The sequence below is a fragment of the Yinghuangia sp. YIM S10712 genome (assembly GCF_051388935.1).
Lineage (GTDB): Bacteria > Actinomycetota > Actinomycetes > Streptomycetales > Streptomycetaceae > Yinghuangia.
Genome location: NZ_JBPKBI010000002.1, coordinates 530,246 through 549,322 on the forward strand (window position 1 = coordinate 530,246; position 19,077 = coordinate 549,322).

Below are 19,077 nucleotides of genomic sequence, written 5' to 3' on the forward strand. Positions count from 1 at the left end.
CAGGCCCTGGAGCGACACCACGACAGGTGGCCGGGGTCACGCCGGAAAAGTTCCCCGGAGGCAGTCACGCGTGTGACCACCTCCGGGGCCGGTCTCAGTGGAAGGCGTGCTCCGGGCCGGGGTAGCTGCCGCCGACCACGTCGGCGGCGAACGATCGCGCCGCGTCGCCGAGGGTGCCGCGCAGGTCGGCGTACTGCTTGACGAACTTCGGCAGCTTGCCGGGCGTCAGGCCGGCCATGTCGGTCCACACGAGAACCTGGGCGTCGCAGCCCGCGCCCGCGCCGATGCCGACGGTCGGGATGTCGAGCTGCGCGGTCACCCGGGCGGCCAGTTCCTCGGGGACGAGTTCGAGGACCACCGCGAAGGCGCCTGCCGCCTGCATGGCCTTGGCGTCGGCGAGCAACTGCGCCGCCGCCTCGTCGCCGCGGCCCTGCACGCGGTAGCCGCCGAGCACGTTGACCGACTGCGGGGTCAGCCCGATGTGCGCCATGACCGGGACGCCCGCGGTGACCAGGGCCTCGACCTGGCGGACCATCGCGACGCCGCCTTCGAGTTTGACCGCGCCGGCGCCGGCCTCCTTCAGGAAGCGGGCGCCGGTCTCCAGGGCCTGCGCCGGGGAGACCTGGTACGAGCCGAAGGGCAGGTCGGCGACGACGAGGGCGCGCTTGGTGCCGCGTACGACGGCGCCGGTCAGCATGACCAGCTGGTCGACCGTGACCGGGATGGTGTTCTCGTAGCCGAGGTGGTTGTTGCCGGCCGAGTCGCCGACCAGCAGCACGGGTATGCCGGCGTCGTCGAAGACCGAGGCGATCATCGCGTCGTACGCGGTCAGCATCGGCCAGCGTTCGCCGGCCTGCTTCGCGCGGGCGAGATCGCGGACGGTGACGCGTCGGCCGGTGCCGGTGCCGCCGTAGAGGGTGAGCCCCGGGCCTTCGGACGCCGCCGGCGGGGTGGGCGCGGGGGCGGAGGCGGTGGGCTGCTGCTTGGGCGAGTGCTGCTCGGACATCGTCAAACTCCTCATCTCGAGGCGCACGGTCGGCGTCCCCGGACTCCACGCCATGGTGACACGACACGTGCCAAGGGAACAGGGCCCTTCGCGGCTTGTCCGGCAGGCTCGGTTTGCCGAATGTTTGCAATACGAGACTAGCCCGTCTCGTAAAAGCGAGTAGCGTCGTTCACAACGAAACGAGACAGGTGTGTATCGAAACTCGAATCGAAGCCTGTACCGGGATCTGCAGCGAACCAGAGCGCAACTCCGTGGGGGACCCCCGTCATGACCTCTCGGGCGGCCGAGCCGCCGCGTACCGTCGACCCGCACATCCACCGCCGCCGCTGGTACATCCTCGGCGTCCTGGTGATCAGCCTGCTGGTCGTCGTCCTCGACAACTCGATCCTCAACGTCGCCATCAAGGTGATCGCCGACCCCGACGAAGGCCTCGGCGCGTCGCAGAGCGAACTCCAGTGGGCGATCAACTCCTACACCCTTGTCTTCGCCGGCCTGCTGTTCACCGCGGGCATCCTCGGCGACCGCTTCGGACGCAAGAAGCTGCTGCTGTTCGGCATGATCGTCTTCGGCGTCGCGTCGTTCCTGTCGGCGATGTCGCAGAGTCCGGGGCAACTCATCGCCGCGCGTGCCGTGATGGGCTTCGGCGGGGCGTTCGTGATGCCCGCGACGCTGTCGATCATCAGCAATGTCTTCGAGCCGCATGAGCGGGCCAGGGCCATCGGCATCTGGTCCGGCGCGGTGGGCCTGGCCATCGCGATAGGGCCGATCACCGGCGGCGTCCTGCTCGAACACTTCTGGTGGGGCTCGGTCTTCCTGATCAACGTGCCGATCGTGGCGGTCGGCGTACTCGCGATGATCTTCGTCGTCCCCGATTCGAAGGACCCGCGGCCCGGCAAGCTCGACCCGGGCGGCGTCGTCCTTTCCATCGCCGGCCTCGTCGCCCTGGTCTACGGCATCATCAAAGGCGGAGAGGACTCCTGGACCAGCCCCGCGGTGCTCCTGACGATAGCGCTCGGCGTGGTGATCCTCGGCGGGTTCGTCTGGTACGAGCGCCGCAGCGACCACCCCGCGCTGGACATCCGTTTCTTCCGCGATCCGGCCTTCTCCGCCGCCGCCACGGCCATAGGACTGGTGTTCTTCGCGCTCATGGGCGTCATCTTCTTCATGGCGTTCTACCTGCAAAGCGTGCGCGGTTACACGCCGCTGGAGACGGGCCTGTACCTGCTGCCGCTCGCCATAGGGCAGTTGATCTTCGCGCCGCGCAGCGCCGGACTGGTCCGCAGGTTCGGTGTACGCGCGGTCACCACGGTCGGCATGCTCGTGGTCGGTGCCGCCTTCCTGTCGTTCACCCAAATGGACCGCAGCACGCCCATGTGGTTCCTGTGCGGTGTGTTCTTCCTCCAGGGCGTCGGCATGGCCCTGGTCATGCCGCCCGCGACCAACTCGGTGATGGCCTCGCTGCCGCGCGAGAAGGCCGGCGCCGGATCGGCCGTCACCAACACCGTTCGCCAGGTCGGCGGCGCCCTCGGCGTCGCGGTGCTGGGCTCGGTGCTGTCGTCGGTGTACCGCGACCACATCTCCGGCCACTCGGTGCCCCAGGGCGCCGACGAGTCGATCGAGGCCACGTTGGGCGCGGCGCAGCACGCGGGTCCGGCGGGGGCGGCGTGGGTGGAGCCCGCGAAGGACGCGTTCATCCACGCGATGCACTACACCGCCCTCGGCTCCGCGATCGTCGCCGCGATCGGTGCGTTCGTGGTCTTCCGCTGGATGCCCCGTCCGTCGGACCAGGCCGCCCCCAGACCCTCGGACGAGGTTCGCGAAAACGCTAAGGTCTGACCGGTGATCACCCCGATGGACAACGCGGGCCCGGCCGACCCGGCCGTCGGTGCGGACTCCGGCCGCGCCGACGACCCGGGCGCACCCGGCACGCCGCAGGTGCCGTGTGCGCGCCCGCGCGGCCGTCCGCGCAGTGCCGCCGCCGAGCGCGCGATCCTCGACGCCACGCTGCGTCTGATCGGTCGCCACCGCAGCGTCGCCGCGCTGTCCATCGAGGCGGTCGCGCAGGAGGCCGGTGTCGGCAAGGCGACCATCTACCGGCGCTGGCCCAACAAGGAAGCGCTGGTCATCGCCGCGGTCGAGGCCGCCGAGCAGCCGATCCCCGAGCTCGACGGCGAGAACGTGCGCGACGACCTGATCCGCCTGCTGGTGATGATGCGGCAGAACCTGCTCGACCGCCGGGCCGAGGGCCTGGTCTCCCTGGTCCTCGGCGAGGTCGGCCGACATCCCGAGCTGCACCGCCGCTACCACGAAGTGGTGATCGAGCGGCGCCGCGAGGCCATGCGCGTGGTGCTGCGCCGCGGGGTGGCCACCGGGGAGCTGCGCGGCGACATCCCGATCGAGCTCATGAAGGATCTGTTCACGGCCCCGATGCTGATCCGCAAGATGCTCGACGACACGGACGTCCCGGCCGATCTTCCCGAGCTGATCGTCGACAGCGTGCTGCGCGGGGTCGCCGGGTCGTCCGACGAAACCCGCTGACCGCGCGGGTTCCGCCGCCACGGCGGTTTGTTTGTGACGAGTGTGTCCCGGAACCGTGCCGGAGCCCCCGCGGAGGAACCTCCCGGACCGGCGCCCGCGTCCTGCAAGGACGTACGCGACATTCGGCGCGGCGCCATCCGGCGCCCCGCCGATGCGACCCGGGGAGGCTCGACATGACGCGGCCCACTGCGGCGGACACCCAGGCACGGCCCGTGCGCTCGGGCGGCCACGGGCGCCCGACGGGCCACGGGGGCGGCCTCGCCGGTCTCGGGGACCGGCTGCGCGACCTCCTCCGGCGCCCCGCGTGGCGGCGCGGCCGGGTGGCCGCGGGGTGCGCGGTCTTCGTGGCCCTGTTGATGGCGGGGCACAGTCTGATACCCGACACCCCCGGTCACGCGGGCTCGCTCGTCGAGACGTTCCTGCCATGGACGGCCGTGTTGCTGCTGCCGCTGCTGCTCGCCGCCGCCGTGCGCCGGTCCTGGACAGCGCTGGTCGCCACCGCCTTGCCCGCCATCGTGTGGCTCGCGATGTTCGGCGGCACGGTGTTCGCGTCGCCGGGCAGCGGCCCGTACGACGTTCGCGTGGTGACGCACAACATCAATGCCGAGAACCCCGACCCGGCCGGGACCGCGCGGTCGCTCCTGGACGCCGACGCCGACATCGTCGCCTTGGAGGAGATCGGCGAGGGGCAGCGGGACAGCTACGGCTCGGTGCTGGACGCGGCGTACCCCTACCGCGCCGGCGAGGGCACCGTCGCGCTGTGGAGCCGCCACCCGATCACCCGCGTCACACCGGTCGACGTCGGCATGGGCTTCACCCGGGCGATGCGCGCCGAGGTGCGCACTCCGCAGGGCGACATCGCCGTCTACGTCGCGCACCTGGCGTCGGTCCGGTTCGGGCCGACCGGATTCGCCGTCGCGTCGCGCGACGAGACGGTCCGGCGCCTCGCCGCCGCCGTCGACGGTGACCAGGCCGAGCAGGTCGTGGTGCTCGGCGACCTCAACGGCACCGTCGACGACCGGGGTCTGGAGCCGCTGACCGACGGCCTGACCGACGCCCAGGAGGCCGCGGGCGGCGGCTTCGGCTTCACGTGGCCGGCGTCCTTCCCGATGGCCGCGATCGACCACGTGCTGGTCCGGGGCCTGGACACCGTGAGTGCCAAGGTGCTGTCCGAGACCTCCAGCGACCACCGGCCGGTCAGCGCCGACCTGAAGTTCTGACGGCCGGCCGGCTCGCCGGGCCGGCCGCCGGGATCAGCTCTCGCGCCAGCGGTTGGTGATCGGCAGACGGCGGTCGCGGCCGAAGGCCTTCAGCGAGATCTTGGTGCCCGGCGGGTACTGCCGGCGCTTGTACTCCGCGGTGTCCACCAGCTTCAGGACGCGGTCCACCAGCGCGGGGTCGAAACCCGCGGCGACGATCGCGTCGCGGCCCATGTCGCGTTCGACGTAGCGGTCCAGGATGTCGTCGAGGACGTGGTACTCCGGCAGCGAGTCGGTGTCCTTCTGGTCCGGGCGCAGCTCGGCGCTCGGGGGCTTGGTGATGGAGTTCTCCGGGATGGGCGGCACCTCGCCGCGCCGCAGCGCCTCATCGTTGCGCCAGCGGGCGATGCGCCACACGGTCGTCTTGGGCAGGTCCTTGATCGGGGCGAAGCCGCCGACCGCGTCGCCGTACAACGTCGAGTAGCCGCAAGCCAGTTCGCTCTTGTTGCCGGTTGCGAGCACGAGGTGCCCGTCCTGGTTGGAAACGCCCATGAGCGTCGTGCCGCGCACCCGGGCCTGGAGGTTCTCCTCGGCGAGCCCGGTCAGTTTGAGCGAGCCGAGGTAGGCGTCGACCATCGGCGCGATCGGGACCTGGCGGTAGTCGAGCCCGATGCGTTCGGCACTGTCGGCGGCGTCGTCCTTGGAGTGCTCGGACGAGTACTGGCTCGGCATGGAGATGCCGTACACGTTCGCGGCCCCGATGGCGTCCGCCGCGATCGCGGCGACCAGGGCGGAGTCGATGCCGCCGGACAGGCCCAGGAGCACGGACCGGAAGCCGTTCTTGGCGACGTAGTCGCGCAGGCCGGTCACCAGGGCGCCGTAGACCTCGGCGTCGTCGGACAGTTTGTCGGCGATCGTCGGCGGCAGCGGCTCGTACGCGGCGACCGGCGTCTCGGACACCGTCGCCATCTCGATCGTCAGGCCGTCCGCGACCACGTCGCCCGCGTTGTGCGCGCTCGCATCGGTGGACGCCGCGGGCAGGTCGAGGTCGGTGACGAGAAGTGCCTCCTCGAACTGCGGCGCCCGGGCCAGCACCGTGCCGGCGGAGTCGACGACCAGGGAGTCGCCGTCGAAGACCAGTTCGTCCTGGCCGCCGACCATGTTGACGTACGCCAGCGCGCACCCCGCCTCCGCCGCGCGGCGTCCGGCGAGTTCGAGGCGCACGTCGTCCTTGGCGAGTTCGTACGGCGAGCCGTTCACGACCACGAGCAGCCCGGCTCCGGCGGCGCGTACCGCAGCGACCGGGCCGCCGTCCTGCCACAGGTCCTCGCAGATGGCCAGGGCCACGTCGACGCCGTGCACGCGCACCACGGCGAGCTTGTCCCCGGGCACGAAGTAGCGGAACTCGTCGAACACCCCGTAGTTGGGCAGGTGGTGCTTCGCCGACCGTATGACCACCCGGCCGCCGGACAGCACCGCGACGGCGTTCTGCGGCGCGCCCGCGGGCAGGCCGAGCCGGGGCGTGGCCGTGGCGCGGCGGTCGAGATAGCCGACCACCACGGCGAGATCGCCCAGCCCCTCGTCGGCGAGGCGGACGGCCAGCGCGTCGAGGGCGCGGCGCGAGGCCTCGACGAAGGAGGAGCGCAGCGCGAGGTCCTCGACCGGGTAGCCGGTGAGCATCATCTCGGGGAAGGCGACCAGGTGCGCGCCTTGCTCGGACGCGCGCTTGGTCCACGCGACGACCAGGTCCGCGTTGCGGGCGAGGTCGCCGACGGTGGGGTTGATCTGGCTGAGGGCGATCCGAAGCTGAGGCACGGCGCCAGCCTACCCGACCCTTGACGTCAATGTGACGAATAGTCGGGCGGAGTGGCGTACGTCTCTCGGCGGTCGCGCCCTGCCGGTCGATCCCGACCGTGGTGCTCGGCTTCCTCCCGCGACCCGCCGCACGGCTCGCGCCCGAACCGCGGGTCCCGGGCCGGGGTGGCGATGCCGCGCAGTTTGTCGGGGTTGACCATGCCCTGGATCCCGGCGACGACGCCGTCGCGGACCTCCAAGGTCAGCAGCATCCGCCCGCGCCCGAAGTCCAGCAGCAGCGAGTGGCCGCCGTTGACCGCGACGACATGCGGGTCCGCGGGTCCGCGCCGCGTGAGAATGCCCAGCAGGAACCGCGCGACCTTCTCGGCGCCGAGGATGGGCCTGCGCGCGGCACGGACCCGGCCGCCGCCGTCGTTCCACAGCACCACGTCCCGGGCCAGCAGCGACTCCAGCCCGCGCCGGTCGCCGGTCACCGCCGCCGCGACGAACCGCTCGACCAGCGCGAGGTGTTCGGCGGAGTCGACGGCGAACCGGGCCTGGTCGCCGGCCAGGTGCGCGGTCGCGCGGCGGTGCAACTGCCGGGCGTGTGCGGCGGTGACCCCGAGCGAGTCGGCGATGTCCTGGTACGGCAGTTCGAACGCCTCGCGCAGCAGGTACACCGCCCGCTCCGGCGGCGACAGTTGCTCCATCAGGCGCAGCGCGGCCAGCGAGACTGTGGCCCGCTGCGCGGCCGTCTCGGCCGGGTCGAGCGCGAGCCGCCCGCTGGGCACCGGCTCGGGGATCCACGGGCCGACGTACGTTTCGCGCCGCCGCCGCGCCGACCGCAGTTGGTCGAGTGCGAGCCGGGTGGTCGCGGTGACGAGCCAGCCGCGCGGGTCCGCGACGTCGGTGTCCGGGACCGTGCGGCGCCAGCGCAGCCACGCCTCCTGCACGACGTCCTCGGCGTCCCACCAACTGCCGAGCATGCGGTAGGCGAGGCCGAGCAGCACCGTTCGGTGCTGCTCGAACACCTCGTCGGCCACGACGTCCCGCGCCGGCCGGGTGACCGTCTCGGTCATGCCGCCTTCGGCGGGTTCGGCGGCTGCAGGTGGGTGCTGACGACGAGCCTGTTCCACACGTTGATCGTAGAGATGGCCAGCAGCAGGTCCGCGGTCTCGCGGTCGCTGAAGACCGCCTTGACCTCGGCCCACACCTCGTCGGACACGCCGCCCTCGCTGATCCGCGTGACCTGGTCGGTCAGGGCGAGTGCCGCGCGCTCCTTCGCGGTGAAGAAGTCCGGGGCCTCCGGCCAGGCCGTCACCGCGAAGAGCCGACGGACGTCCTCGCCGTCGGTCAGCGCGTCCTGGCTGTGCATGTCGACGCAGAAGGCGCAGCCGTTGATGACCGACGCGCGCAGTTTGAGCAGGTGCAGAAGTGTGGGGTCGACGTTCGCGCGCGTGTACTTCTCCAGGGCGCTCACCGCCGCGTAGCCCTCGGGGGCGGTGGTCTGCATCTTCAGGGAGCGGTCGCTCACTTAGGTCTCCTCGGGTGTCGGCGCGCCGCCGTGTGCGGCGTGCTCACGGGAACGACGGGGCAGCCCGTGCCCGGCGTGACGGTCGCGGATGTGACCCGGGTCACCCCGGGGTCATCCGCGATCCGCGGCGACCATGCGTTGTTGGAGGGGCCGTAATGTGTTCGCAACCGGAACAGGCCAAGATGTACCTATGGATAAGCAGCAGGAGTTCGTGCTTCGCACCCTGGAGGAGCGCGACATTCGGTTCGTGCGTCTGTGGTTCACCGACGTCCTCGGCTTCCTGAAGTCGGTGGCGGTGGCCCCCGCCGAACTCGAACAGGCCTTTGCGGAGGGCATCGGATTCGACGGTTCCGCGATCGAGGGCTTCGCGCGCGTGCACGAATCCGACATGCTGGCGAAACCCGATCCTGCGACGTTCCAGATCCTGCCGTGGCGGGCCGAGGCGCCGGGCACCGCGCGCATGTTCTGCGACATCCTGATGCCGGACGGCTCGCCGTCGTTCGCCGACCCGCGTTTCGTGCTGAAGCGGACGCTGGAGCGCGCGTCCGACCGGGGCTTCACCTTCTACACGCACCCCGAGATCGAGTTCTTCCTGTTCAAGGACATGCCCTTGGACGGGACCCCGCCGACGCCGGTCGACCACAGCGGCTACTTCGACCACACGCCGCAGACCGTGAGCCACGACTTCCGGCGGCTGGCCATCACGATGCTGGAGAACATGGGCATCTCGGTGGAGTTCAGCCACCACGAGGGCGCCCCGGGCCAGCAGGAGATCGACCTGCGGTACGCGGACGCGCTCAGCACCGCGGACAACATCATGACCTTCCGCCTGGTGGTCAAGGAGGTCGCGCTCGAACAGGGCGTGCACGCGTCGTTCATGCCGAAGCCGTTCTCGCAGTACCCGGGCTCGGGCATGCACACCCACCTGTCGCTGTTCGAGGGCGACCGCAACGCCTTCTACGAGGCGGGCGCGGAGTACCAGCTCTCCAAGGTGGGACGGTCGTTCATCGCCGGGCTGCTGAGGCACGCGGGCGAGATGGCGGCGATCACCAACCAGTGGGTCAACTCGTACAAGCGCCTGTGGGGCGCGTCGGCGCGCACGGCCGGGATGGGCGGCGAGGCGCCGTCGTACATCTGCTGGGGCCACAACAACCGCTCCGCGCTGGTGCGGGTGCCGATGTACAAGCCGACCAAGGGCCAGTCGACCCGGATCGAGGTCCGGTCGATCGACTCGGCGTGCAACCCGTACCTGACCTTCGCCGTCCTGCTCGGGGCGGGCCTGAAGGGTGTCGAGGAGGGCTACGAGCTGCCCGCCGGCGCCGAGGACGACGTGTGGGCGCTCACCGACGCCGAGCGTCGCGCGCTGGGTATCGCGCCGCTGCCGCAGAACCTCGCCGAGGCGATCGCGCTGATGGAGCGCAGCGAGCTGCTGCCGGAGGTGCTCGGCGAGCACGTCTTCGAGTTCTTCCTGCGCAACAAGCGGCACGAATGGGAGGAGTACCGGCAGCAGGTCACGCCCTTCGAACTCTCGAAGTACCTGCCGGTCCTCTGAGCGAACGCACACGCGCCCGGGCCCGGTCGTCTCACGGGCGCGGGCGCAACAGCTCCATGATGTAGCGCTTGAACGCGTCGGCCTCCTCGCCCTGCGGCAGCAGCCGCGGGGCGCCGCGCCGCACCAGCGCGATGCCGACCGCGACCGTCCAAGCCGCGAGCGCGTGCCGGCGCGCGACGTCGGGGGACAGGCCGAGCTCCTCGTTGAGTCGCGCCCCCCACGCGATGCGCTCCTCGGTGACGCGCTCCAGAAACGGTCCGACGACCGGGTGTGTCGAGTTCACCAGCAACGTCGTGCTGATGTCCGCGCTCTGCGGCGCGGTGAACGCGAGCTCGGTCAGCCAGCGTCCGCGCTCGACCGGGTCGGTGATGCGGGCTGCGGCGGCCATCATGGCGTCGGACTCGTCGACCCAGCGTTCCAGGGCGGCGTGGATGAGGGCGTCACGGTCCTTGAAGTGCCAGTAGAAGCTGCCTTTGGTGGTGCCCAGGCGTTCGGCGAGCGGTTCGACCGCGATCGCGCCGAGGCCGCTCTCCCGCATCGCCTCCAGCGCGGCGCGCGCCCAATCGTCCCGGGTGAGGGTGCGCCTGCCGGGCCTTGAGGGTCTGTCGGCCGGGGCGTTGTCGGAGGGAACACCGTTGCGCATGCGCACACGCTAATGCAGGGATACGTACCGTACGTTGCCGTATGGGCGCGTGCGGTATACGGAATTCCGTCGCGCCGACGCCCTCGTGACGCGGGGTGGGCGGTTGGGGGCGGGCCATCGCGCCGATAGTCTCGGCGGATGGCCACATGGGATCCGGTCAGTGCGGGAGTCTCGACAGCCCGCCTGGTCAGGCTGGGGTTCACCGACGTCGACGCGGCCGCCCGGCGGCTCGCCGACCCGGCCCTCGCGGGAGCCGGCGACCACGCGCAGTTGCCGGACGCGCTGTCCGCGACCGCCGATCCCGACCTCGCCCTGCTCGGCCTGGTCCGCCTCGCCGAGGCCGCCGAGGACCGAGCCGTTTTGCTTTCCACCCTCGCGTCCGCCAAGCCCCTGCGCGACCGGCTGCTCGGCGTCCTCGGCGTCAGCGCGGCGCTCGGCGACCACCTGGCACGCCACCCCGAGGACTGGCGGACCCTCGTCACCTACGACGTGCACGAGGCCCGGCCCACGCCCGAATACTTCCGCCGTACGCTCGCCGCGGAGCTCGGCGAGCTGACCGGCGAAGCGGCACTCGACGCCCTGCGTGTCGCCTACCGCCGCTGCCTGCTCTCGATCGCGGCGCGCGACGTCTGCGGCACCGCCGAAGTCGAGCAGATCTCCGCCGAACTCGCCGACCTGGCCGGCGCCACGCTCGACGCCGCCCTCGACGTGGCCGGCCGCGAACTGCCCGCCGAGGCCGCGGAGTGCCGCCTCGCGGTCATCGGCATGGGCAAATGCGGCGGACGCGAGCTCAACTACGTCAGCGACGTCGACGTCGTGTTCGTCGCCGAGGCGCCGCACGGCGTCGACGAAGCCCGCGCGCTGGCCGCCGCGACGCGCATCGCCGCCGCCATGATGCGCGCCTGCTCGCACACCACCCGCGAGGGCACCATCTGGCCCGTCGACGCCAACCTGCGCCCGGAAGGCCGCAACGGCCCGCTGGTCCGCACGCTCGCCAGCCACCTCGCCTACTACGAGCGCTGGGCCAAGACCTGGGAGTTCCAGGCCCTGCTCAAGGCCCGCCCGGTCGCCGGCGACGCGGCGCTCGGCGACCGGTACATCGCCAACATCGCCCCGCTCGTCTGGACCGCGGCCCGGCGTGAGAACTTCGTGCCGGACGTCCAGGCCATGCGCCGCCGCGTCGTCGACTCGATCCCGCACACCGAGGTCGAACGCGAGCTCAAGCTCGGTCCCGGCGGACTGCGCGACATCGAATTCGCCGTCCAATTGCTGCAACTCGTCCACGGCCGCGCCGACGCGTCGCTGCGCAGCGGCTCGACCCTCAAGGCGCTGTCCGCCCTGTCCGCGGAGGGGTACGTGGGTCGCGCGGACGGTGCGTCCCTCGATGAGGCATACCGCTTCCTGCGGCTCCTGGAGCACCGCATCCAGCTGCACCGCCTGCGGCGCACCCACCTGCTGCCCACCGACTCGGCCGACCTGCGCCGCCTTGGCCGCTCGATGGGGTTCCGCGCCAACCCGGTCGGCGAACTGGAGGCGACCTGGCGCCGCACCCAGCACGAAGTGCGCAGACTCCACGAGAAGCTCTTCTACCGCCCGCTCCTCGACGCCGTCGCCCGCCTACAGCCCGGTGAGACGCGCCTGACGCCCGAGGCGGCCGCGCAGCGCCTGGAGGCCCTGGGCTACGCGGACCCGGTCGGGGCGCTGCGCCACCTGGAGGCCCTCGCGTCCGGCGTGAGCCGCCGGGCGTCCATCCAGCGCACGCTCCTGCCGGTCATGCTCGGCTGGTTCGCCGACTCGGCCGACCCCGACGCCGGCCTGTTGGCCTTCCGCCAGGTCTCCGACGCGCTCGGCAACACCCACTGGTACCTGCGCCTGCTGCGCGACTCGGGGGCCGGAGCGGCCGGCGGCGCCGCGGCCGAGAACATGGCCCGGGTGCTGTCCTCGGGACGACTCGCCCCCGACCTCCTGCTTCGCGCGCCCGAGGCGGTCGCGCTGCTCGGCGACCCGGACGGCCTGCGGCCCCGCTCGCTGACCGCGCTGGAATCCGAGGTCCTGGCGGCGGTCGGGCGGGCCCCGAGTGCCGAGGTCGCGGTCCAGATCGCGCGCAGCGTACGCCGCCGCGAGCTGTTCCGCATCGTCGCCGCCGACGTGCTCGGCCACCTCGACGTCGACCAGGTCGGCCGCGCGCTGTCCGATGTGACCGCCGCGACGCTGACCGGCGCGTTGCGCGCCGCGTCCGACGAATACGCCCGGCAGACCGGCGCCGCGATCGGTACCCGCATCGCGGTCATCGGCATGGGCCGGTTCGGCGGACACGAGCAGGGCTACGCCAGCGACGCCGACGTCTTGTTCGTCCACGAGCCGGAGCCGGGCGTCGCCGAACCGGACGCCGCCAAGCAGGCGCAGGCCGTCGCCTACGAGATGCGTCGCCTGCTTGAGCTTCCGGCCGCGGAACCGCCGCTCGTCCTCGACGCGGACCTGCGCCCCGAGGGCCGTCAGGGGCCCCTCGTCCGCACCCTCGCGTCGTACCGCGCCTACTACGAGCGCTGGTCGAAGCTGTGGGAGAGCCAGGCGCTCCTGCGCGCCGCCCCGGTCGCCGGCGACGCCGATCTGGGCGCGCGGTTCCTCGACCTGATCGCGCCGCTGCGCTGGCCCGCGGCAGGGCTCGCCGACAAGGACGTCCGCGAGATCCGGCGCATCAAAGCCCGCATCGAGGCGGAGCGCCTGCCCCGGGGGGCCGACCGGTCCACGCACACCAAGCTGGGCCGAGGCGGGCTGGCCGACGTCGAGTGGACCGCGCAACTGCTCCAGATGAAGGACGCCCACGCCGTGCCCGGGCTGCGGACCACCGGGACCCGGGCGGCACTCGCCGCGGCGGCCGAGGCAGGCCTCCTGGACGCGCAGGACGCCCAAACGCTCGACGAGGCGTGGGTGGAGGCGACGCGCGTGCGCAACGCGGTCATGGTCGTGCGGGGCCGCCCGTCCGACCAGTTCCCCTTCGACGTGCGGGAACTCGCCGGCGTCGCGCGCCTGCTCGGCTACCGGGCGACCGAGTCCGGACCGGTCGGCGCCGGCACCGTCATCGAGGACTACCGGCGCATCACGCGGCTTGCCCGCGCGGTGGTCGACCGGGTGTTCTACGGCGAGGGCGAGGACACACCGGCCGGCTCGCGCTGAGGATCGGGCACCCCGGGCCCGGGCGCCTCCTCGGCGGCAGGCGCGGCATACTCCTCCGACCGCGGGTCGTCCGGCGTGTAGCGCGGGAACTTGTACGCCGACCGCGCGCACACCAGGCGCTGGATTTTGAAGCCGGCGGCCAGCGTGACCCACCCGCCGACCGCGTCCAGGATGAAGTGGTTTCCGGTCGCCATGATGACGATCAGCGTCATGACCGGGTACAGCACGCCGAGCACGCGCACCCACAGCGGACGCGCGAACTTCCAGATGGCCACGGCACACCACGTCGACCAGCCGATGTGCATCGACGGCATCGCCGCGAACTGGTTCGAGACGTTCTTCATGTCACCGGACGCCATCGACCCCCACGTCTCGTGCACGAGGACCGTGTCGATGTAGCCGGCGCCGGGCAACAGCCGTGGCGGCGCGAGGGCGTAGAAGAAATACCCGAACAACGCGAGCGCCGTCGTCACGAACAAAACCGTGCGCACCGCGCTGTACCGCCCCGGATGCCAGCGGAAAAGCCACACCAGCACACCGATGGTCACCACGAAGTGCAGCGTCGCGTAGTAGTAGTTCATGCCGACGATCAGCCACGTGACGTCGTTCACCGCGTGGTTGATGGAGTACTCGATGTCGATGTGCAGCGTCTTCTCGAAGTCCAGCAACTGCCACGCGCGTTCCATCGCGAGCGATTCGCGGTTGGGAACCGCGTTGCGGATCAGCGAGTAGACCCAGTAACTCAGGGCCACCAACGCCAGTTCGACGATGAACCGCGGGCGGCGGGGCGTGCGGACATGGTGCAGCACCCGGGCCGCAGCCGAGGGCGGTCCGATCTCTGCCACTGTGGAGCCCGTCGACGCCGAGGACTTCGGCGACAACCGCGGCTGGGTCTCCTGGGTCTCTGTACCCCCCATAAAGCCCCAGTCTGCCAGAGACGAGGCCACCGCCGATCACCCGCGGGTACGGTTCCGGCGCGCACTCCTACCTCCCGAGGATGACCACGGGCCGCCCGGCGGCGGGGGATTGCCCAACAAACCGAGTATCACCGGCGAAACATCAGAAAATGCGATGAACGCCGCGTGGCTGGTGGCGACTTCACCGGCGCGTGCACGTGTGCCCGGCCGAGTAGCGGTCGGCAACTGCCCGTGCCCGCACGGCCGCCGTTCCCTCCGGCGCTCCCCGGCAACTCGCAGGTCCGGACGCGGAAGGAAGGCGGTCTCCCGCCGAGGACGTGCCACCTGGCGTTACGGTGGCGCCATGAGCGAGCGAGGCGAGGTGTCGGCATGAGGATGCGAGACGGACGAACCAAAACGAGAGGTGCGTTTCGCGCGTGCGGCGCCGAGCGAAGCGAGGTGGCCGCGTGAGTGACCTCGACACCAGGCCCACGCTGAAGGAATGCGGGGGACGCGACGGCGTGTCCGCCGCGCCCGTGCGCGAGCTGATCCCCGGCCGCGAGGCGTACATCGGCGGCAGCAGCCCCGTCCGCCGCGTCCTGCCCACGCTCGGCCGCCGCATGGTCGGCCCGTGGTGCTTCCTCGACCACTACGGCCCCGACGACATCTCCACCGCCGACGGCATGCAGGTCGCCCCCCACCCGCACATCGGGCTGCAGACGGTGAGCTGGCTGCGCCAGGGCGAGATCCTGCACCGCGACAGCGTCGGCAGCCTGGCGACGGTGCTGCCCGGCCGGCTGGGCCTGATGACCTCGGGGCGCGGCATCGCGCATTCCGAGGAATCGCCCGTCCCGCATCCGACCTGGCTGCACGGCGTGCAGTTGTGGGTCGCCCTGCCGGACAGCGACCGCGACACCGATCCGCACTTCGAACTGCATCCCGAACTGCCGACGTTCCAGGCGCGCGGACTGCGCGGCACGGCGTTCATGGGCGAGGTGGACGGCGCCGCGTCGCCGGGCCGCGCGTACTCTCCGATCGTCGGTGCGGACCTCGTCCTGGACGCGGATGCCGACGTGCGCCTGCCGCTGGAACGCGACTTCGAATACGCGGTGGTCGCCACCGAGCCCGGCGCGGTCGTCGACGACGTGCCCCTCCCGATCGGCTCGCTGCTCTACCTCGGCTGCGGGCGCGACGACGTGCACATCCGCACCGAGTCCGCGTCCGACCTGATCCTCATCGGCGGTGAGCCTTTCGCGGAGAAGATCGTCATGTGGTGGAACTTCGTCGGCCGCTCCCACGACGAGATCGTGCAGGCGCGCGCCGAATGGCAGGCCGAGGAGCGCTTCGGCGAGGTGCACGGCTACCACGCGCCGCGGTTGGACGCTCCCGAACTCCCGGCGACGCAGCTCAAACCGCGCGGTCGCGCGCGCTGACCGGTCGGCGTTGACGGCGGCCGCACCCGGTGGGGCGCGGCCCGCCGCGACTGCGCCACCATGGGCGGCATGACCGCGAGCGACCCCACCGGACCCCGCCTCGACCACATCGACCACATCGACCACATGGATCTCTCCGGCTACCGCCGCCTCGACGACGGTGCGTGGCTGAACGACCGCGGCGTCCGTGTGTCCGTGCGCCACGTCGACGAGATCCCCGACCTGCCGACCGGCCTGGGCGACCTCGCGGGCCTGCGCGGGACGCTCACGCGCTTCATCGCGGACACCACCCCAGGCGCGCTCATCGAAGCCGATGTCGTCACCGTCGACGCGCTGCCCGCCGTCCGGCAACTGCTCAAGCTGCCGCTGCCGGGCCGTCCCAACGGCCTGTTCTTCGTGGGCGCCTACACGGTCCCGCGTGCGACCGGCAGCGTCATCGTCCGACTCCAGGCGTCCGAGCGCGGCACGACGGGCTTCCGTGAGGCGCTCATCATGGCCAGGCGCGGGCCCGGCGCCTTTTTCCAGCCGCACCCGTACGTTCCCGACCTCCGGGGCAACCTGCCGTTCCACATCGGCGACAGCGCCGAATGGGACGCGGAGTTCCCGGACCACCCGCTCACCCTCGTGCGTGCCGAGCTCGCGCGTCTGGGCGGAAACATCCGGTTCGGCCGGGTCTTCCGTGAACAACCGCCCTTCGCCCCCGGCGCCGCGCGCTGATCCGCGTCACCGGCCGCGTGCGGGCGTTCCGCCGGGTGCCGCCACCGACGCGCTCGGGCCGACCCCCGTGCGGCCCCCGGGCGCGTGCGGTGGCGGCAGGCCCGGATCCTTTGCCGCGGACCGAGACCCGGCGTGCCACCCCGGTCGGCTCGCCCGCAGACGCGGCCGCTGCCCACCCACGACCATCCAACGATCTGGATTCCCCGGGGTCACGCGGAGCGCAGCCGCTGTCGGACGCGGAAATATCGAAGGCCCCGCCAGAGCGAGTCATGGCGAGGCCTTCGAGTTCGGAGCCGCACGGCAGCGTGCGTCCGGTTACCGCCGATCAGATGTCGAAGTACATCTCGAACTCGTGCGGGTGCGGGCGCAGGCGGATCGGGTCCACCTCGTTGGTGCGCTTGTAGTCGACCCAGGTCTCGATGAGGTCCTGGGTGAACACGCCGCCTTCGAGCAGGTACTCGTGGTCGGCCTCAAGCGCGTCCAGGACCTCGGGCAGCGAGCCCGGGACCTGCGGGACCGCCGAGTGCTCCTCGGGAGCGAGCTCGTACAGGTCCTTGTCGACCGGCTCGATCGGCTCGATCTTGTTCTTGACGCCGTCCAGGCCGGCCATCAGCATCGCCGAGAACGCGAGGTACGGGTTCGACGACGGGTCCGGCACGCGGAATTCGATGCGCTTGGCCTTCGGGTTGGCACCCGTGATCGGGATGCGGATGCACGCCGAGCGGTTGCGCTGCGAGTAGACCAGGTTGACCGGCGCCTCGAAGCCCGGAACAAGGCGGTGGTACGAGTTCACCGTCGGGTTCGTGAAGGCCAGCAGCGACGGAGCGTGCTTGAGCAGGCCGCCGATGTAGTACCGGGCGGTGTCCGACAGGCCCGCGTAGCCGACCTCGTCGTAGAACAGCGGCGAGCCGTCCTTCCACAGCGACTGGTGGCAGTGCATGCCCGAGCCGTTGTCACCGAAGATCGGCTTCGGCATGAAGGTCGCGGTCTTGCCGTTCCGCCACGCGACGTTCTTCACGATGTACTTGAAGAGCATCAGGTCGTCGGCGGCACCCAGCAGGGTGTTGAACTTGTAGTTGATCTCCGCCTGGCCGGCGGTGCCCACCTCGTGGTGCTGGCGCTCGACCTGGAGGCCGGCCGCGGAGAGCTCCAGGGAGATCTCGGCACGCAGGTCGGCGAAGTGGTCGACCGGAGGAGCCGGGAAGTAGCCGCCCTTGTAGCGGACCTTGTAGCCGCGGTTGTTCTCCAGCGCGCCGGTGTTCCAGGCGCCCGCCTCGGAGTCGATGTGGTAGAACGACTCGTTCGCGCTGGTCGCGAAGCGCACGTTGTCGAACACGTAGAACTCGGCCTCGGGGCCGAAGAATGCCGTGTCGGCGATGCCGGTGCCCGCGAGGTAGCGCTCGGCCTTCTTGGCGATGTTGCGCGGGTCGCGGCTGTACTCCTCATCCGTGAGCGGGTCGTGGATGAAGAAGTTGATGTTGAGCGTCTTGTCCTTGCGGAACGGGTCGACGCGTGCCGTCGACAGGTCCGGACGCAGGGCCATGTCGGACTCGTGGATCGCCTGGAAACCCCGGATCGACGAGCCGTCGAACGCCAGGGTCTCGGTCGGCTCGAAGATCTCGGCCGGGATCGTGAAGTGCTGCATGACGCCAGGCAGGTCGCAGAACCGCACGTCGACGAACTTCACGTCGTTGTCGGTGATGTACCGCGACACCTCGTCGGCGTTGTTGAACATCCATGCCTCCTCGACCCGGCTCCGGGCTCGGGTTAGCTTCTCGTTCTCGGGGGCGGCCCTTCTCCCCGCTGGCCACTGCTCCCGAAGGTATGTCGGAGCGGTTTCCCGCCGGTGTCCCGAATGTTTCACACAAGTTACGTGGCTGCCCAATCAGGTCGTTTCGGTTGCGAGCAATGTGATCTTGGCGCATCCTTCACGTTTGCCCCGGTGGCTTTGACCCGTCCGTGACTCATCTACCGTGGGGGACGTGGACAGGAAAAAAACCGGCAAGAAGAAGGGCAACCGACCGGGCGCGGGCGGCGGGGGCACCTCCCCCGGCACCCCTGCGGCCCCGGCCGCCCAGGTGCGGGACTCGACGGCCGACTCCTCCGGCACGGCATCGGATGACTTCGGCTACCAGGGCAAGCGCCTCGGCCTTCCCGAGGACGGCCCCAACTCACTGGCACCCACCGGCCGGCGGCTCCTCGCCCTGCTGATCGACTGGCTGCTGTGCTACGTCATCGCGTTCGCGTTCATAGGCCGCGGCGACCTCAACGCGACCGGCACCAACATCGGCACCCTCGCCGTGTTCGCGGCGGAGAACCTGCTGCTGGTGAGCACATTGGGCTACACCGTCGGCAAGCGGTTCCTCGGCCTGCGCGTGGTGTCGGTGACGCAGCCCCACCTGACGCCGCTCGCGGTGGTCGTGCGCACGCTGCTCCTGTGCCTGGTTCTGCCCGCCGCGGTCTACGACCGTGACGGCCGCGGCTTCCACGACAAGGCGGTCGGGACCGCGGTCGTCCGCGCCTGACCGGGGTTTCGGGGGAACCGCGGAACCCGCGGGGCGTCCGGAACAGCAAAGCGGGGGGGGGGA

15 protein-coding genes are annotated in these 19,077 nt (G+C 71.2%); 8 read left to right on the forward strand and 7 right to left on the reverse strand.

The window, feature by feature from the left end:
- Nucleotides 1–94: 94 nt before the first annotated feature.
- Nucleotides 95–1,006, reverse strand: coding sequence for a 3-methyl-2-oxobutanoate hydroxymethyltransferase (gene panB, locus ACRX5W_RS07715; protein ID WP_436787188.1), 912 nt, complete (start codon nt 1,004–1,006; stop codon nt 95–97).
- A gap of 267 nt (nt 1,007–1,273) precedes the next feature.
- Here panB and ACRX5W_RS07720 point away from each other — a divergent pair, with 267 nt between their 5' ends.
- The 3 genes from ACRX5W_RS07720 (at nt 1,274) to ACRX5W_RS07730 (ending at nt 4,764) form a co-directional block, all read left to right on the forward strand.
- Entirely contained in the window at nt 1,274–2,842 is a 1,569-nt protein-coding gene (locus ACRX5W_RS07720; protein WP_436787189.1) for an MFS transporter, read from the forward strand.
- A gap of 3 nt (nt 2,843–2,845) precedes the next feature.
- On the forward strand, nt 2,846–3,544 hold the full coding sequence (locus tag ACRX5W_RS07725) for a TetR/AcrR family transcriptional regulator (RefSeq protein ID WP_436787190.1): 699 nt from the start codon (nt 2,846–2,848) through the stop codon (nt 3,542–3,544).
- 173 nt (nt 3,545–3,717) lie between these two features.
- Nucleotides 3,718–4,764: an endonuclease/exonuclease/phosphatase family protein gene (locus ACRX5W_RS07730; RefSeq protein ID WP_436787191.1), complete on the forward strand. Its 1,047-nt coding sequence runs from the start codon at nt 3,718–3,720 to the stop codon at nt 4,762–4,764.
- Between the two features lie 33 nt (nt 4,765–4,797).
- Here ACRX5W_RS07730 and ACRX5W_RS07735 read toward each other — a convergent pair whose 3' ends face one another.
- From ACRX5W_RS07735 to ACRX5W_RS07745, 3 genes are read right to left on the reverse strand one after another with little or no spacing between them, the layout of a single operon-like run.
- On the reverse strand, nt 4,798–6,558 hold the full coding sequence (locus ACRX5W_RS07735; RefSeq protein WP_436787192.1) for an NAD+ synthase: 1,761 nt from the start codon (nt 6,556–6,558) through the stop codon (nt 4,798–4,800).
- A 26-nt stretch (nt 6,559–6,584) separates the two neighbouring features.
- Nucleotides 6,585–7,616, reverse strand: coding sequence for an RNA polymerase sigma factor SigJ (gene sigJ / locus ACRX5W_RS07740; protein ID WP_436787193.1), 1,032 nt, complete (start codon nt 7,614–7,616; stop codon nt 6,585–6,587).
- A complete protein-coding gene (locus ACRX5W_RS07745) occupies nt 7,613–8,071 on the reverse strand; it encodes a carboxymuconolactone decarboxylase family protein (RefSeq protein ID WP_436787194.1) in 459 nt (152 codons plus the stop codon). Before ACRX5W_RS07745 ends, sigJ begins: the two co-directional genes overlap by 4 nt.
- Nucleotides 8,072–8,261: 190 nt before the next feature.
- Between ACRX5W_RS07745 and ACRX5W_RS07750 the strand changes: the two genes are divergently transcribed.
- A complete protein-coding gene (locus tag ACRX5W_RS07750) occupies nt 8,262–9,623 on the forward strand; it encodes a glutamine synthetase family protein (protein WP_436787195.1) in 1,362 nt (453 codons plus the stop codon).
- 31 nt (nt 9,624–9,654) lie between these two features.
- On the opposite strand, the gene ACRX5W_RS07755 is transcribed toward ACRX5W_RS07750, so the two are convergent.
- Nucleotides 9,655–10,266, reverse strand: coding sequence for a TetR/AcrR family transcriptional regulator (locus tag ACRX5W_RS07755; RefSeq protein ID WP_436787196.1), 612 nt, complete (start codon nt 10,264–10,266; stop codon nt 9,655–9,657).
- Between the two features lie 138 nt (nt 10,267–10,404).
- Between ACRX5W_RS07755 and ACRX5W_RS07760 the strand changes: the two genes are divergently transcribed.
- A complete protein-coding gene (locus tag ACRX5W_RS07760; RefSeq protein ID WP_436787197.1) occupies nt 10,405–13,443 on the forward strand; it encodes a bifunctional [glutamine synthetase] adenylyltransferase/[glutamine synthetase]-adenylyl-L-tyrosine phosphorylase in 3,039 nt (1,012 codons plus the stop codon).
- Here ACRX5W_RS07760 and ACRX5W_RS07765 read toward each other — a convergent pair.
- A complete protein-coding gene (locus ACRX5W_RS07765; RefSeq protein WP_436787198.1) occupies nt 13,404–14,360 on the reverse strand; it encodes a phosphatase PAP2 family protein in 957 nt (318 codons plus the stop codon). The two genes, ACRX5W_RS07760 and ACRX5W_RS07765, sit on opposite strands and share 40 nt — an antisense overlap.
- A gap of 446 nt (nt 14,361–14,806) precedes the next feature.
- Here ACRX5W_RS07765 and ACRX5W_RS07770 point away from each other — a divergent pair, with 446 nt between their 5' ends.
- Nucleotides 14,807–15,772: a pirin family protein gene (locus ACRX5W_RS07770; RefSeq protein WP_436787199.1), complete on the forward strand. Its 966-nt coding sequence runs from the start codon at nt 14,807–14,809 to the stop codon at nt 15,770–15,772.
- A 69-nt stretch (nt 15,773–15,841) separates the two neighbouring features.
- Entirely contained in the window at nt 15,842–16,489 is a 648-nt protein-coding gene (locus ACRX5W_RS07775; RefSeq protein WP_436787200.1) for a hypothetical protein, read from the forward strand.
- 325 nt (nt 16,490–16,814) lie between these two features.
- Here ACRX5W_RS07775 and glnA read toward each other — a convergent pair whose 3' ends face one another.
- A complete protein-coding gene (glnA, locus tag ACRX5W_RS07780) occupies nt 16,815–18,224 on the reverse strand; it encodes a type I glutamate--ammonia ligase (RefSeq protein ID WP_436787201.1) in 1,410 nt (469 codons plus the stop codon).
- Between the two features lie 343 nt (nt 18,225–18,567).
- On the opposite strand from glnA, the gene ACRX5W_RS07785 reads away from it, so the two are divergent.
- On the forward strand, nt 18,568–19,014 hold the full coding sequence (locus ACRX5W_RS07785; protein ID WP_436787516.1) for an RDD family protein: 447 nt from the start codon (nt 18,568–18,570) through the stop codon (nt 19,012–19,014).
- The last annotated feature ends 63 nt before the right edge of the window (nt 19,015–19,077 follow it).